The sequence below is a fragment of the Serratia sp. TSA_7 genome (genome assembly GCF_052692135.1).
This window is the reverse complement of record NZ_JBQZFU010000001.1, coordinates 1,142,382-1,157,436: the sequence shown is the minus strand read 5'-3', so window position 1 is coordinate 1,157,436 and position 15,055 is coordinate 1,142,382. Positions and strand designations below refer to the sequence as shown.

The window sequence follows — 15,055 nt, the reverse complement described above, 5'->3', positions numbered from 1 at the left end:
CATTATGACGCCGCCGCCTAAAGCCGTCTGTATTTGCGGCCTATCAGGGATGCCTCGCGCCATCTGGTGCGTGAGCCGGGTTTTATGGGCAGCACTTTGGCGGGGACTAACTTGCCACCGTCCTCCGTGCATTTTCCTTCAGGATGTCAACCAGGGCCATAAAGGCCGGCGAACCGTGGCGACGGTGAGGATAATAAAGATGATACCCCTGAAAATACGGGCACCATTCAGCGAGGATTTCTGTCAGTTGCCCGTTTTGCAGATAAGGGGCGACCAGGTAATCGGGTAGGTAAGCAATGCCGATGCCCGCCAGCACGGCGTCTAACTGATGCAGGGTGCTGTTTGCCGTGAATTGTCCCTTAACTTTTACGCTGAACTGACGTTTGCCTTTTTCAAATTCCCAGGCATAAACGCCGCTGGTGGTTGAATGACGGATATTAATGCAGTTATGCCGGATAAGATCGTTAGGGGTTTGCGGGGCGGAATATTGCTGGAAATAAGCGGGCGTCGCCACAACGCATAATCGCCAGTCGCGGCTGATCCTTACCGCCACCATGTCCTTGTCAATAGACTCTCCCAGACGTATACCCGCATCAAAGCGCTCCTGGACGATATTGGTAAAGCCGTAATCGATACCGATTTCAATATTAATCTCAGGATATTTTTTTAGAAAATCTGCCAACACCGGCCGAATCAGGTATTGAACGGAATCATCGGCACCGGTCAAGCGAATCGTCCCGCTCGGTGTGTCCCTCATCGCCCCCAACTTTTCCAGCTCATCGTTTATCTGCTCGAATAAGGGCCCCAGGCTACGCATAAGCATTTCGCCTTCTTCGGTGGGGGCCACGCTGCGGGTGGTTCGGGTCAGCAACCGATACCCCAGTTTTTCCTCCAGCGTTTTGATCGTGTGGCTCAGAGCTGAAGGGGTGACGCCAATCTCTGCCGCCGCTTTGGTAAAGCTCCGCAATCTGGCAATGCACAGAAAGGCTTTAAGATCATCCATTTTGCTTCTCCTCTGGGACTGGATTCAGGTGTTGATTGAACGGGTGCCTGGGTGCGTATCATCTTACCCAAATGCAGGCTGAGGGAAAACCATTGATGAATTTTTCTCACAAAAGCGTAAAGATTTTTGGCATTAATTGTTCTAATCGTTGTTGTTATATTGACTGCGTCGACAGGCCCTTTAAATAAAACTTGAAGTCAGGCGTTTACATAAATGCCCCCCGTTCAGGTTTGATTTTTGATTCCCCGATTTACTGATACCAATACCGAAGAAATTGACTTCACTATTTCAACCGAGAGTAATCCGATGAAGAAAATAGCGTTATCCCTGGCCCTGCTGGTCAGTTCATTCACTTCTATGGCAGCCGATATGTCTAACGGCGCAAATAACTTTTACCGGAGCGATAAGGTAACGACGCAAAAGGTCACCTTTAACAATCAATTCAAAATGAAGGTTGTAGGGAACCTTTACATGCCCAAAAATCGGAAGCAGGGTACCCACTATCCCGCGATAGTCATCGGGCATCCAATGGGGGCGGTGAAAGAGCAGAGCTCGAACCTTTATGCGCAGAAACTCGCTGAGCAAGGTTTTGTCACCCTGGCTATCGATCAGTCTTTCTGGGGGGAAAGCGAGGGGCAACCCCGTAACGTCGTCGCGCCAGACCTCTATGCGGAAGCGTTCAGCGCAGCGGTTGACTACCTGAGAACCCAACCTTGGGTTGATAAAGAGCAGATTGGCGTACTGGGCATCTGCGGAAGCGGCAGCTTCGTCATCAGTGCCGCGAAAATCGACTCGCGCATCAAAGCCGTTGCGACGGTCAGTATGTATGATATGGGCGCGGCAGTGCGCAATGGACTGAAACATTCGCAAACGCTGGAGCAGAGAAAGCAGATGATCGCCGCCGCATCCGAACAGCGTGATGTGGAGTTCGCGGGCGGAAAAAACGAATACGTCAGTGGTACTGTGCATGAATTGACAGCGGACACGCCGGCTATTCAACGTGAGTTCTATGACTACTACCGCACGCCGCGCGGTGAATTCACCCCTAAAGGTTCGTCACCGGCGCTGACGACCCACCCGACGCTGACCAGTATCGTCAAGTTCCTGAACTTCTATCCGTTCAACGACATTGAGACGATCTCTCCTCGTCCGATGCTGTTCATCACGGGCTCTGAAGCCCACTCGCGTGAGTTCAGCGAAGAGGCCTATAAACTGGCCGGTCAACCGAAAGAACTGGTCATAGTGCCGGGTGCCGGCCATGTGGATCTGTACGACCGTACCGACCTGATCCCGTTCGCCAAGCTGGCTTCCTTCTTCCACAGCAATCTGAAGTAAGCGTTTCGTCTCCGCAACCCAGGCCGCGTTAGTCCGCGCGGCCTGTAACCTGAGCTTAACCGCGTGGAGAAAACGTCGACTATAAAAGGACAGGCCATGGAAAAGACTTCTATGCGAGTTAGCCAATATGCGGCACTGCTCTTTATGCTGTCGACAGTCGGCACATTACAAGCGGCCCAGGACAGTTCCAATGCTACCAGGCAGGTAAAAATGCATGATATTCGGCTAGCCATAGGTTCCACCTCTCTGACGGCAACGCTTGAGGATAATCCGACGGCGCGGAGCTTCGTCAAGCTGCTGCCACTCACCTTAACGCTGAAAGACTACGGTGAGGCGGAGAAAATCAGCGGTGCACTGCCACATCGCCTTTCGCAAGACGCGGCCCCCAGGTCTGATGCCGGCGCCACCGGGGATATTGCTTATTATGCCCCGTGGGGGAACATTGCTTTTTACCAAGGCCCAGGACCTGAAGCCGCAGGGGTTATCAAAATTGGCAAAATCACTTCAGGCCTTGAGGCCCTTAACCGACCGGGGATCGTGCGCGTCACAATCTCTCTCGGGAATTGAATCTGATGTGTATTTGACTGAGTTCATTCATCTTCATCGCCCATAATATACCCTGATGTTTAGCGGGGATATTTTTCATTTCGGAGTAACCCATGACCACCTCAACCCGATCCTCACCAGGAGGTTCTCTGGCGAGTGCCGTCGGCTCCATGGCGCTGTGCGTTGCGCTACTGATCGCCTCAGAGTTTATGCCGGTCAGCTTGCTGACGCCTATCGCCGGCGATCTGCATGCTACGCAGGGCATGGCCGGGCAGGCAATTTCCATCTCAGGTTTGTTCGCCGTGTTGGCCAGCCTGTTTATCGGGCCGATAGCAGGCCGCTTTGATCGCCGCTATGTACTGATGAGCATGACGGTGCTTATGCTGTTGTCACTCATTCTGATCGCTCTGGCACCCAGCTTTTCCTTGCTAATGGTCGCCCGCGCACTGCTGGGTTTGGCCGTGGGCGGTTTCTGGTCGTTGGCTACCGCCACGGTGATCCGCCTGGTTCCTGCGCACCGGGTCCCCAACGCGCTCGGCGCCATTTACATGGGTAATGCGGTCGCCACCGCGTTTGCAGCGCCGATTGGCGCTTATATGGGGGGGCACTTCGGATGGCGCTGGGTGTTTGCTAGCCTGGTTCCTCTGGTTTTGATCAACCTCGTCTGGCAGGCGAAAAGCCTGCCGTCGATGCCGCCACAGGCCAGCATTCCGCTCACACGCCTGTTCGGTTTGCTCAAACGCCGCTATGTCGCCATAGGTATGCTCGCGGTCATGCTGACCTTTGCCGGTGCCTTTGCCGCATTTACCTATTTCCGTCCTTTTCTGGAAGGCACGACCGGCGTTGACTCAAACAAACTCTCCTTGCTGTTGTTGGGCCTGGGGGCTGCCGGTTTCGCAGGCACGCATTTCGCCAGCGCCATGCTGCAGCGCAATCACCTGTATCGGCTGCTGGTTTGGTTGCCGGTCGGCCTGGCGGTGGTGACCCTCGGCATGGTCGGCGCGGGCCATGTCTTTACGGGCGTTGCGCTGATGATGGTCGGATGGGGCATGCTGAACGCGGCCATTCCGGTGTGCTGGTCTACCTGGCTTGCCAGAGAGATTAATGACGAACCGGAAAGCGGCGGCGGCCTGATGGTGGCATCCATTCAGTTAGCCATCATGCTGGGCGGGGCTGTCGGCGGGCATTTGCTGGATGCCATCGGCGTGGCCGCGCCGTTGATCGGCGGCGCAGTTTTACTGATGCTGGCGGCGGGAGTGATAGGAAGCGGACGCCGCCTGCAACGGCCAGAGCAGGGGTTTTGATTCGTACTCTTGAATTTTCGGTTCTCTCTGATATGGTTGTATTATACAACTTTATTGGAGAGGCCGTTATGATGCCCACCGCCGAGAGCCGTCTTTATTTGCAGCCTATCAGGGATGCGTCACGCCATCTGGTGCGCGAGCTGGGTTTTATGGGCAGCACTCTGGCAGGGACAGATTTGCCGCCTTCCGCCGTGCATGCGTTGATCGAAATCGGCGATCGGCAGGTTGATACCGCCGCGCAGCTGTGTACGGTGCTCAATCTGGAAAAATCCAGCGTCAGCCGCATGCTGAACAAGTTAATCAAGGCGGGGGAACTGGTTACGCAACCCAGCGAGCGCGACGCGCGGGAGAAAATTCTGCGGCTGACGGAACAAGGGCGGCAAACCTTGGCGGGGATTAATCGCTTTGCCGAACGGCAGGTGCTGAATGCGCTGGACACTCTGCCGGCGGCGGCCGGCGCCGGCATTGCCGCCGGTCTGCAAACCTATGCTGCCGCATTGCGCGCACACCGGGTCGGTGACGGGGCGTTGCCGGTACCTGAGGCAGAGATTGCCAGTGGTTACCGCCCCGGTTTTGTCGCCAGAACGCTGGAAATGCATATGCAGTATTATTCGCGGACGGTTGGGTTCGGCGCATTTTTTGAATCTACGGTAGGGGTGGCGTTGGCCGATCTCGCCGGGCGCCTGTCTCATCCGCTGAACGAGACCTGGTCTGCGCTCAGCGACGGCCGAATTGTCGGTTCGGTTTCCATCGACGGCGAGTCACTGGGCGATAATCGCGCCCATCTGCGCGCCTTTATCATCGATGACAGCCTGCGCGGCAGCGGCGTGGGCCGGAAATTGCTGAACCGGGCGGTGGCCTTTTGCGACGAACGCGGATTCCGTGAAACGCACCTGTGGACGTTCAAAGGGCTGGATGCGGCCCGGCATCTGTATGAAAGCGTCGGTTTTGTCCTTGCAGAAGAGCAGCAGGGTGAACAGTGGGGCCAACCGATGACCGAACAATTATTTATTCGTCCGCAGGGCTGAGCGCTTCAGCGCGGTGAGTTTCCCCCCAGGCACACATCATATCTATGACCGGGATCAGCGTGCGGCCACGCTCCGAGAGGCTGTATTCGACCTTGGGCGGGATCTGCGGATATTCCTTTCTGATGACGATGCCGTCTCTTTCCAGCTCTTTTAACGTCGAGCTTAGCGTTTTATAAGAAATGGTGCCGATGCAGCGCTGCAATTCGTTGAAGCGTAATACCGGTTTATATTGCGCCAACCAGTACATAATAATCATTTTGTATTTCCCGCTGATCACCGACAGCGTATAGCCATATCCGGTCTGTTCGAGGTCGATGCCCGTTGGGCTGCAGATATCTTCAACGTTCATTTGATACTTTCCTAAAGGTTAGTATATGTAGTCAGTGTGCGTATTTTACATTAATAAAGCATAGCATATGATGCCCCGGTGAACTCATTGAAAGGGGAAGTCTGAATGAAAACGCTGGTGGTGGTCGCTCATCCTGATATCGAAAATTCGATGATAAATAAAGCCTGGCTGACCGAGCTGAGGAAATATCCCGATCTTTATACCATTCATGAATTATATAAAGCCTATCCAGACTGGCGGTTCGATGTCGAAAAAGAGCAACAACTGATTGAACAACATGAAAAAATCGTTCTGCAGTTTCCGGTATTCTGGTTCAGTTCGCCGCCGCTCCTGAAGAAGTGGCTGGATGATGTACTGACCTATGGCTGGGCCTATGGTTCAAGCAGCGGTTATAAGATGAAAGATCGCAAGGTGGCACTGGCCGTCACGGCGGGGATCAGCGCGAAGGGGTACTCGCAGGAGGGCAGATATAAGTACTCACTGGATGAAATTTTGCGGCCTTTTGAAATCACGGTTAACTATGTGCGGGCAAAATACGGCTCATTCCATGCATTCTACGGCAAGGAAAATACCCCGGACGCCGAAGTTGAACCCTTAAATCATCATGATATTGAACGCAGCGCGTCAGAGTATCGAGCCTTTATCGCCAATCTGAACTAGCCCTGTGCCGCGCGCGCCGTATTAAATGGCGCGCGCGGTAGAGTTATTGATTATCGCTGCTATGCACGGTGAACCCCGAGCGGCCTGGCGCGATATGCTCTTTCAGGGACAGCTCGGGAATATGGTATTCCCCGGCATTTTGCCGCCGGAACGGAATAGGCGGGGTATCCCACAGGCTGTCCAAACGTTGCCCGAGTACCTCACAGGCCGTGGCAAATCGCGCCGGGTCTATCTTGTCGGTTCGGTAGATCACGAACGGCGGCAGTACGTCAAAACCGGGGTAATGCAAAATCCCATGCTGGATCGGGAATAAAATATCATCCATAGGTCCGTTGATACCCCGCGGGCCGTAATGCGTTTCCCAACCGCCGGCGGTGACCATCAGCATGGCGCGCTTGCCGGCCAGCGTGCCTTCACCATAACGATCGCCCCAGTGGGTATCGGAGTGTTCCCCCACGCCATAGGCGAAACCGTAGGCGTAAACCCGCTCAACCCAGCCTTTGAGGATCGCCGGCATCGAGAACCACCACAGCGGGAATTGCAGGATCACCGCATCGGCCCACAGCAGCTTTTGCTGTTCGAGTTCAATGTCTTTGCTTTGCAGCCCATCGGCAAATGCACGTTGGGAGTCGCGTACAGGATCGAACCGCTCGCCCGTTTGTGTTGCTGTGCTGTCATCCGCGTCCAGCACGGCTTTCCACTGCATGGCGTAAAGATCGGATACCTGGACGGTATGCCCGGCATCCTCCAACCGCTTGATTGAAAAATCCCTCAGCGAACCGTTCAGCGATTGCGGTTCTGGGTGTGCGTAGACCAGAAGAACATTCATGGTAGACCTCCGTTGCAAGATAAAAGCAGGGTAGGTTTTTGTCAGGTATAGTAGAAATGAATTTCTAATATTCCAGGTATTACCATGACTAATCTCAGACGGCTGGATCTCAATTTGCTGGTGACGCTGGATGCCTTGCTCGCCGAACATAATGTGACGCGAGCGGCGCAACGCCTTAATTTCTCGCAGCCCTCGGTTAGCGTGCATCTCGCCAAGCTGAGAGAGATTTTTGGCGACCCTCTGTTGCTGCCGGGGCCACGAGGCATGCGGCCGACCGCGCGTGCCGAGGCGTTACGCGAGCCTTTGCGGCAGGCGCTTGAGGCGCTGGAGCAAGCCGTGGCGCCCGCGAGCCCTTTTGATCCCGCCAGCGCCGGCAATACCTGGCGAGTGGCCGCCTCAGACTATGGTGAGTCGACCATCGTCTTGCCCGCCTTGATTGGCCTGCGTTCTGTGGCTCCGGGCACCCGGTTGGCGGTGTTTGAAGCCGTGCCCGCTCGCCTCGCCCGGCAGGCGGAGCAAGGGGAAATTGATCTTGCTTTTCATACTCATGAAGGGGCGCCAGAGAATCTGCGGCGGCGCCCCCTGTTTAGCGAACGTTACGTCCTGGCAGGCCGCACCGGTCATCCTCAACTGGCGGTAACCCCTACGTTGGAACAGTTCTGCCGGCTGGAGCACGTGGTGGTATCGCCGGACGGCGGGGGATTTTTCGGCAATACGGACAGCGTATTGTCGGAGGCTGGCCTGCAGCGCCGGGTGGTGCTCTCGGTTCCTCATTTCTTGTTCATCATGTCTGTTCTGGCCAGCTCCGATCTGGTGGCCATGCTGCCTTGGCGGCTGGTGCGCAATAACAGGGCGCTACAGGTGGTTGAAGCACCTATCGAGGTCCCCGGATTCGAGATGGCGATGCTGTGGCATGAACGGTCGCACCGCGATCCGGCGCATCAATGGCTGCGTGAGCATATCGTCGCGGCAGTGAGCTAGCGGATGCCAGCCGGCTTCTGGGTAAATCCAACTTTGAATATCAATAGCGCGTTGATATCAAAAAATAGCAGTGGCTACATAAAGCAAACAGATATGCCGCCACTGCTCTTTATCAAGCATGATGTTTATTTGCTGATAGTTTGTTGCAGGGCAAGAATGGACGAGGTTACGCCCGCGTCCACCGACATGGTTAAATCTTCCATTTCAAGCGATACCCAGTCGTTGTAACCCATCATGCGCACGACGGAGAAGAACTCTTTCCACCATTGCAGATCCTGCCCACAACCGACGGCTACGTAGTTCCAGGCCCGGTTGGCAACATCTTCCACCGGCTTGGTTTCCAGTAGCCCGTTAACATCAACCAGTCCTCGTTCCAGCCTGACATCCTTACCATGTACGTGATGGATGGCAGGGCCGAGGGCACGCGCCGCCGCGATGGGATCCGCCCCCATCCAGATCAGGTGACTGGGGTCGAGGTTCAGACCCACCATCGGGCCGACGGCATCACGTAGCCGGAACAGCGTTTCTGGGTTCCAAACCAGCATTGAGCTGAAGTTCTCCAAAGCAAATCGTTCGACACCGCTTTCCTTGGCCCGGCGTACAAGCCCTTGCCAATAGGGGATAGCCACCTCATTCCATTGGTAATCCAGGCAGTTTTTCAGCGTAGGTGGCCAACTGACGGTATAAGTGATCCAATTCGGGATCGTATCATGAGGACTCGCCGGCGGCAGACCGCTCATCATAACGATCTTTTTTACGCCCAGCAGGCCGGCAAGTTCCAGCGCTTTATCGGTGTCGCTTTTATGACGCTGCCCCAGTTCGCCAGGGTCTAGGGGATTGCCGGAAACATTAAGTGCAGCAATCTCCATGCCGCGACTGGCCAATGCCTGGAGCAGATACTGGCGTTTGGCAGGGTTGGCCAACAGTTCGTCGGTCTGCATATGCGGGGCGGAAGACCATCCCCCGGTGGTCATCTCGACACCGTGCACACCCAACTCCAGCAACCTGTCCAGCATTTGCTCAAAGGGCAGATGGCCAAGGCTGTCGGTACAGAATGAAAGTCTCATGGTTATTTCCTTATTCGTAGTTAACCCAGGTGGCGCCGTTATCGGCAGAACGAACACAGTTTTCAATCCAACGCACGCCTTCCAGCCCGGCGTTGATGTCCGGATAGATCAGCGAATCCAGCGTTTGCCGGTCGCCACGCTGGCTGGCGCTGATGGCGATAGCGAATTTGAGGTAGATGTTGGCCCAGGATTCTGCCAGCCCCTCGGTATGAAGAGCGCCGAGCCTTTCATCAGCCAGCGCGCTTTCATCCAGATACGGCATGCCATGATGCAGCGTTTGGTTGGGTTGCCCCTGGACCTCGTATTTCAATTCGCCGGGGTTGTAATCGCTCCATTCCAGGCTGGCCAGCGACCCCACGATGCGAATGCTTTGGCTGTCCATTGAGCCCGCATTGATAGACGATGCCCACATGCGGCCGACGGCTCCGTTTTCATAATGCATAAGCACCATGGCATTATCTTCAAGAGGGGCGCGGGAGGGGATGAAACTCTGCCGATCACATAACAGGGACTTGATTTTCATCTCGGGCAAAACCAACTGCGAAATGTAAAAGGTGTGGGTGGAAATATCGCCCAGCACAAAGGATGGGCCGGCAATTTTGGGGTCAATACGCCATTTCTGCGCGTCGCTGAACTTGTCCGCACTTTCGTTCGCGCTGAAACCATGGGTGTACTGCAGCTCAACCATGCGCACGTCGCCAATGTCGCCTTTGGCGATCATTGCCCGCATCTGCATCAGCAAAGGGTGGCCGGAGAACCCGTAGGTAACCCCGACGATGAGCCCTTTTTCTTCCGCCAACGCTTTGATTTCTTTCGCCTCCGCAGTGGTGAAGAACAAGGGTTTTTCACAGATAACGTGGATGCCGGCATTCAGTGCCGCCCGGGTAATTTCATAATGGGTTCCATTGGGCGTTGCGATGGTCACTACCTCAATACCATCGATTCTTTTGGCTTCTTCTGTCAGCAGTTGCTGGTAGTTGTCATAACAGCGTTCGGAAGGCACACCCAGATTGACGCCAAAATCACGCCCGCGTGCCGCGTCAATGTCAAAGGCGCAGGCAACAAGTTGATAGGCGGTGTTATCGCGTAGAGCGCCTGAACGATGCTTGTAACCGACCTGGCTGAGGCGGCCACCGCCGATCATGGCCCAACGCAGGGGGCGGGTAATACTTTTTTCACCGTTTAACATATTGATTCCTTGAATTATCATTATTGCACCCGGGTGCAGTGCAGGTTAAAAAAACGGACGTTTGATGCTTTTGGTGCGGGAGTTATTTCTGACTAATCTGTGCGAATTTTTGGAAATTTTCTTTGGTGACGATCTCGTAAGGCACCCAGTTATACGCCTCTGTTTTTTCGTGATCCAACATAGCCTTTGTCACTTTTACCGCACCTGTCGCCTGGGCTTTGGCATCCTGGAAAATGGTGACGGCCATTTCACCATTCTTGATGAATTGCAGGCCGTCGGGCGTACCATCAATACCGGCAACCAGAACACCGGTCTTTTTGGCCTGCTTTAGCGCCATGATTGCGCCAATGGCCATTTCATCGTTATTGGCGGCAATAGCGTCAATAGGCAGGCCGTTTAATAACCAACCGGACACCACATCAACAGCCTCGTTGCGCTGCCATTTTGCCGTTTGCTTTTCCACCACTTTCATTTCCTTGTATTTGGCGATGACAGCTTCCGCAGCCCGGGTTCTCTCGCGTGTTTCTTCGTTGGATAGGGCGCCCATGAGTATTGCCACATTACCTCGGTAGTTCATTTTTTTCGCCAGCGTTTCCATCTGGAGGGTGCCGCTTAATGCCGCATCCGAACCCACGTAAGCCGTTGCGCCTTCCAGCTTCACTTCCGGTTTACGGTTTACAAATATCAAGGGAATATTGGCGCGTCTGGCGGCGACGATCATCGACTTAACGCCTTGCGTATCTACAGGGTTGAGAATGATGGCGTCGACTCCTTGATTGATTAGGTCGTCGACTTGCTGTACCTGTAAAGCCACATCACCTTTGGCATCAGAAAATTGTCCTTTCAGTTTCTGCGCTTCCAGCTCCTGGGCCATTTGAGTCCGTAATATCGAAATAAAATTTAAATCGAAATTAGCCAGAGCTACGCCGACCTGGTTGGTTTTTGCTTGAGCGGTACACGCCAACATCGAGCTCAATAACATCAACAGCAGTCTTGTTTTTTTCATCGTAGTATCCTGTAAGGGAAGGTTGTTGTTATGGCAAAGCACAGTGAATGGCGCAGTCGCGTTCTGTTTTTTCACCACCCCTGCACCCGGGTGCAATCAGGGGTAAAAAAAAGCTGCGAATATCTTAGAACCATCCTGAACGGCGAGTTAAATTTCATACAGAGTCAACATTTGGTCAATAGAGCAAAAGCGGAAAGGGCGCGGTTTGTCACAAAACTGTTACTTTTTGCACCCGATTGCAAATAGCAATTGCAATCGGGTGCAAAAATAAAAACAATCGAGAAAGCCATGCTCAAATGCAGGATGCACCTTTCAACCTTCGGACACAGGTATATGACAAAAACAATGATAAAACGCCATAAAGCCACCGCCAGCGACGTTGCCCAAAAGGCGGGGGTATCGAAATGGACGGTATCGCGCGCTTTCATCCCCGGCGCTTCCATTTCGGAGCAGGCGCGTGAAAGCGTATTGGCTGCGGCCACAGAACTGGGCTATCGGCCCAATCTCCTGGCGCGCAGTTTGTCTCAAAAAAAGACCCACATTATTGGGGTGGCAATTGATGAGTTGAAAAACCCGCATTCGATGATGATGCTCGATGTGGTGACGAAACAACTGCAAGCACGGGGGTATATGGCACTTTTGCTTAACATTACCGCCGGGGAGAACTACCGGGCGGCAATGTCCATGGCCGACCAGTTGCAGGTAGATGGCATCTTGTTTCTGGGCACATCGCTGACGGAAGAATGGTCTGCGATCGCGAAAGACTTGCATCAGATCCCCCTGGTGCAAGTGTGCCGCAACACCGAAGGGAAACACATTGATATTGTTAACATTGACGGTTATCAGGCTGGTAGAGAGATCGCCAACCTGTTGATCGCTCAAGGGCATCAGCGATTTGGCTATATGAAAGGACCTGACACCCTCAGCAGCCATTTGCTGCGAATGGAAGGATACCGAGACACGCTGGTGGCTGCGGGTCTGCACCTGGATCAGGTATTAACCGCCGGACATTATGATCGGCAGTGCAGTTTTCAGCTGATGATCGATTACATGCATTCAACCCCAATTAACGAACAGGTCGATGCGCTATTTTGCGAAAACGATGTCCTCGCGTTGGGCGCTCTCGAAGCCTTAAGGCAAGATCCGTTAACCGCAATCGCCGTAGTGGGTTTTGACGATATCGACGAGGCCTGTGCGCCAGGCTGGGCGTTGACCAGTTACAGCCAGCGGCTTGATCGTCTTATCGCGGAAGCGCTGAATCGCCTTATCGATGAACGCGCCATGCCAGAAGGCGAGTGGCGTCAGGGAGAATTGCGCATAAGGGCGTCACACCTGAAAAAAGTGCTTACGCCAAGCTAAGGGTGGCCATTCAACACAGCGAACCGAGGCGCAGATTCGTAATCAGCACTTTCCGGCTTAAGGTCCGGGCACCGTCGCGGTATTCTGACGATAGCCTTTCTTGCCGCCGGAACATTTTCTATGAAACGCCATCTTCTGATACTGGTTGAACTTGCGCACGAACATCATGCCTGCCTCGAACAGGCTGGTTTTAGCGTCCATGCCGCCAGCTCTGTAGCGGCATGGACGGCGCAAAAGCCAAGGGTCGATGTACAGGCGGTACTGACCAACGGTTCCATTGGGCTCAGCGCAAACGAGATATCCGCGCTGCCGGCGCTTGAAATCATCTGCGCACTCGGTGCGGGCTACGAAAATATCGACCTTACGGCCGCACAGGCGCGGGGTATTGTCGTGACGCATGGCCCTGGCACCAATGATGCCTCGGTTGCCGACCACGCGTTAACGTTGCTGATGGCGATTGCCCGCGGGATCCCGCAGGCCGATGCAGCCGTTCGCCGGGGGGAATGGAAGCAAGCACGGCAACCGCGCCCGATGGTTTTCGGCAAAAAACTGGGGATCCTCGGCCTCGGTAATATCGGCATGCAGATTGCCCAGCGCGGGGCCAAGGGTTTTGAGATGCCCGTGGCTTACCACAACCGCCAGCCGCGTAACGGCACGCCTTATCACTATTGTGCAAGCCCGGTTGCCCTGGCCGAATGGGCCGATTTTATGGTGATCGCAACCCCTGGCGGCAGGCAAACCAGCCACATTGTTAACGCGGAGGTGCTTGACGCTCTGGGCCCAAACGGCTTTTTGATCAACATTGCGCGCGGTAGCGTGGTGGATACCCCGGCGCTTATCAACGCCCTGCAACGTCAACGCATCGCCGGTGCGGCTCTTGATGTGGTAGAGGGCGAACCAGCCGTACCGCCGGAACTTGCGCGGTTGACCAACGTTATTTTAACGCCGCATATCGCCGGGCGCTCTCCCGAGGCCATCGCCGCAACGGTTCAGCTGGTTATTGATAATCTGTCGGCACATTTCCTGGCAGAACCGTTGCTTACGCAGGTGACTCTGGGTGACAATGTCACTTAATGAGGGCCATGCGTGTTAATTTGCGGCATCTAAACGACGTATTTTGGTGAAATCTGCAGGCCAAAAATGGCTGAAAGAGCAAAAGGTGACGTGTTGAATACTAATTATTGACGCATTCTGTAAGCCCAAGTATGCCAACTTTTATCAGATTTCACGTAGCGCGATCAAAAAGAAGAGGGCAAATGACACATTCTGCGGCCGCGAAGATCATCACTCTATACGAACAGCATGCCGAAGCCTGGAAAAGGTTGCGGACAACCGATCTGTTTGAACGCCCCTGGTTGGACAGATTTCTGAATTTGGTACCGACAAATACAAGGCTTCTGGATATCGGTTGCGGTAATGGAACGCCGATCGCCGAATATTTCATTCGACAAGGTTTTGGCGTACTGGGGATTGATAGCTCAGGATCAATGATCGACTCATGCTTGAAGACATTTCCGCATCAGCAGTGGCGAGTGGCAGATATGCGAGAATTGGCACTGGATGAAACCTTTGGCGGGCTGATTGCCTGGGACAGTTTTTTTCATCTTACTCGTAATGACCAACGTCAGATGTTCAACGTTTTCCGCAAGCATGCTGGCAGCAAAGCAGCATTGATGTTTACCAGTGGCACAAGTGATGGCGAAGCGATTGGCACATTTGAAGGCGAGGCATTGTATCATTCGAGCCTGGCGCCGGCAGAGTATCGGAAGTTGCTGCATGAAAATGGCTTTCGCGTTGTGAAGATGGTTTTCGAAGATCCTGAATGCGGAGGAAGAACAGTATGGCTAGCGCAAAGCACGATCTGAGGCGAGATGCGGGTAAGGTCATGACGAAGGCCAAAACCTCAGAATCTACGTATCCTTACCTAGGTGCGCATAATGTATATTATGTTAAATTACATTAATGGATACGCACCGGGCTATCCCTTTAGACTCTAACTCTCCTCACCTTCAGTCTCTGCCAGCTTCTTTCGCAGAATTTGCTTAGGCACATCATTGCCTATGTCTCAGTTTAAACATTCCGTTCTCAATCATCGATCGCCGTGCCCTGGTGAAAACGCATCTGCCAACGACCACCGTTTTCTGGCGACAATAGCAACAATCGACGAACGCTCTGTACGACGAACAACCTTGCCACCTGCATCACATTGAAAACTTTTATGCGACGCCTTCGGCAATCATCGCCAGATTGAACCCTTCGGTGAAAATATGCGGATGGTCAGTTTCCATTTTCCAGCGCGGCAACTGTTTACCGTTTTTGTCATAGTGTTGTCCAAGCAACTGGTTTCTTCAAAATCGTCATGCAGTAATTCGTCAACGATATTTGCATTGTTACGCGTC

16 protein-coding genes and 1 pseudogene are annotated in these 15,055 nt (G+C 53.8%); 10 read left to right on the top strand and 7 right to left on the bottom strand.

Features of this window, described 5'->3' with window-relative positions; genetic code table 11:
- Window positions 1-27: 27 nt before the first annotated feature.
- Window positions 28-132, top strand: a pseudogene (locus ACUTQW_RS05590) (MarR family transcriptional regulator); the annotation flags it as partial.
- Here ACUTQW_RS05590 and ACUTQW_RS05585 read toward each other — a convergent pair.
- A complete protein-coding gene (locus ACUTQW_RS05585) occupies window positions 107-1,003 on the bottom strand; it encodes a LysR family transcriptional regulator (RefSeq protein WP_006325422.1) in 897 nt (298 codons plus the stop codon). The pseudogene ACUTQW_RS05590 and the gene ACUTQW_RS05585 overlap by 26 nt on opposite strands.
- A gap of 306 nt (window positions 1,004-1,309) precedes the next feature.
- On the opposite strand from ACUTQW_RS05585, the gene ACUTQW_RS05580 reads away from it, so the two are divergent.
- The 4 genes from ACUTQW_RS05580 (at window position 1,310) to ACUTQW_RS05565 (ending at window position 5,216) form a co-directional block, all read left to right on the top strand.
- On the top strand, window positions 1,310-2,338 hold the full coding sequence (locus ACUTQW_RS05580) for an alpha/beta hydrolase (protein ID WP_235196192.1): 1,029 nt from the start codon (window positions 1,310-1,312) through the stop codon (window positions 2,336-2,338).
- Window positions 2,339-2,434: 96 nt separating this feature from the next.
- Window positions 2,435-2,905, top strand: coding sequence for a cyclophilin-like fold protein (locus ACUTQW_RS05575; RefSeq protein ID WP_020439062.1), 471 nt, complete (start codon window positions 2,435-2,437; stop codon window positions 2,903-2,905).
- A 92-nt stretch (window positions 2,906-2,997) separates the two neighbouring features.
- Complete coding sequence (locus ACUTQW_RS05570) at window positions 2,998-4,188, top strand: MFS transporter (RefSeq protein ID WP_004944642.1); 1,191 nt, start codon at window positions 2,998-3,000, stop codon at window positions 4,186-4,188.
- Between the two features lie 71 nt (window positions 4,189-4,259).
- Window positions 4,260-5,216: a bifunctional helix-turn-helix transcriptional regulator/GNAT family N-acetyltransferase gene (locus tag ACUTQW_RS05565; RefSeq protein WP_037433956.1), complete on the top strand. Its 957-nt coding sequence runs from the start codon at window positions 4,260-4,262 to the stop codon at window positions 5,214-5,216.
- Here the strand turns inward: ACUTQW_RS05565 and ACUTQW_RS05560 are convergent.
- The gene (locus ACUTQW_RS05560) at window positions 5,197-5,565 is read right to left on the bottom strand and encodes a winged helix-turn-helix transcriptional regulator (protein WP_004944639.1); all 369 of its coding nucleotides are present in this window, start codon (window positions 5,563-5,565) and stop codon (window positions 5,197-5,199) included. The two genes, ACUTQW_RS05565 and ACUTQW_RS05560, sit on opposite strands and share 20 nt — an antisense overlap.
- A 105-nt stretch (window positions 5,566-5,670) precedes the next feature.
- On the opposite strand from ACUTQW_RS05560, the gene ACUTQW_RS05555 reads away from it, so the two are divergent.
- The gene (locus ACUTQW_RS05555; protein ID WP_037432925.1) at window positions 5,671-6,225 is read left to right on the top strand and encodes an NAD(P)H-dependent oxidoreductase; all 555 of its coding nucleotides are present in this window, start codon (window positions 5,671-5,673) and stop codon (window positions 6,223-6,225) included.
- A 43-nt stretch (window positions 6,226-6,268) separates the two neighbouring features.
- On the opposite strand, the gene ACUTQW_RS05550 is transcribed toward ACUTQW_RS05555, so the two are convergent.
- Window positions 6,269-7,054: an NAD(P)H-dependent oxidoreductase gene (locus ACUTQW_RS05550; protein ID WP_006325415.1), complete on the bottom strand. Its 786-nt coding sequence runs from the start codon at window positions 7,052-7,054 to the stop codon at window positions 6,269-6,271.
- Window positions 7,055-7,138: 84 nt separating this feature from the next.
- Between ACUTQW_RS05550 and ACUTQW_RS05545 the strand changes: the two genes are divergently transcribed.
- Entirely contained in the window at window positions 7,139-8,035 is an 897-nt protein-coding gene (locus ACUTQW_RS05545; RefSeq protein WP_235196191.1) for a LysR family transcriptional regulator, read from the top strand.
- Between the two features lie 125 nt (window positions 8,036-8,160).
- Here ACUTQW_RS05545 and ACUTQW_RS05540 read toward each other — a convergent pair whose 3' ends face one another.
- The 3 genes from ACUTQW_RS05540 to ACUTQW_RS05530 all read right to left on the bottom strand — a co-directional run bounded on the left by ACUTQW_RS05540 (window position 8,161) and on the right by ACUTQW_RS05530 (window position 11,297).
- Complete coding sequence (locus tag ACUTQW_RS05540) at window positions 8,161-9,102, bottom strand: sugar phosphate isomerase/epimerase family protein (protein WP_006325414.1); 942 nt, start codon at window positions 9,100-9,102, stop codon at window positions 8,161-8,163.
- 10 nt (window positions 9,103-9,112) lie between these two features.
- Window positions 9,113-10,291 carry a Gfo/Idh/MocA family protein gene (locus ACUTQW_RS05535; RefSeq protein WP_006325413.1) on the bottom strand — a complete coding sequence of 393 codons (1,179 nt, stop codon included), beginning with the start codon at window positions 10,289-10,291 and terminating at the stop codon, window positions 9,113-9,115.
- An 82-nt stretch (window positions 10,292-10,373) separates the two neighbouring features.
- On the bottom strand, window positions 10,374-11,297 hold the full coding sequence (locus ACUTQW_RS05530) for a substrate-binding domain-containing protein (RefSeq protein WP_064798828.1): 924 nt from the start codon (window positions 11,295-11,297) through the stop codon (window positions 10,374-10,376).
- A gap of 345 nt (window positions 11,298-11,642) precedes the next feature.
- Here ACUTQW_RS05530 and ACUTQW_RS05525 point away from each other — a divergent pair, with 345 nt between their 5' ends.
- The 3 genes from ACUTQW_RS05525 (at window position 11,643) to ACUTQW_RS05515 (ending at window position 14,521) form a co-directional block, all read left to right on the top strand.
- A complete protein-coding gene (locus ACUTQW_RS05525; protein WP_235196211.1) occupies window positions 11,643-12,656 on the top strand; it encodes a LacI family DNA-binding transcriptional regulator in 1,014 nt (337 codons plus the stop codon).
- 120 nt (window positions 12,657-12,776) lie between these two features.
- Window positions 12,777-13,730, top strand: coding sequence for a 2-hydroxyacid dehydrogenase (locus ACUTQW_RS05520; protein ID WP_235196190.1), 954 nt, complete (start codon window positions 12,777-12,779; stop codon window positions 13,728-13,730).
- A gap of 182 nt (window positions 13,731-13,912) precedes the next feature.
- Window positions 13,913-14,521: a class I SAM-dependent DNA methyltransferase gene (locus ACUTQW_RS05515; RefSeq protein WP_235196189.1), complete on the top strand. Its 609-nt coding sequence runs from the start codon at window positions 13,913-13,915 to the stop codon at window positions 14,519-14,521.
- A 351-nt stretch (window positions 14,522-14,872) separates the two neighbouring features.
- Here ACUTQW_RS05515 and ACUTQW_RS05510 read toward each other — a convergent pair whose 3' ends face one another.
- Window positions 14,873-14,995 carry a hypothetical protein gene (locus ACUTQW_RS05510; RefSeq protein WP_006325393.1) on the bottom strand — a complete coding sequence of 41 codons (123 nt, stop codon included), beginning with the start codon at window positions 14,993-14,995 and terminating at the stop codon, window positions 14,873-14,875.
- Between the last annotated feature and the right edge of the window lie 60 nt (window positions 14,996-15,055).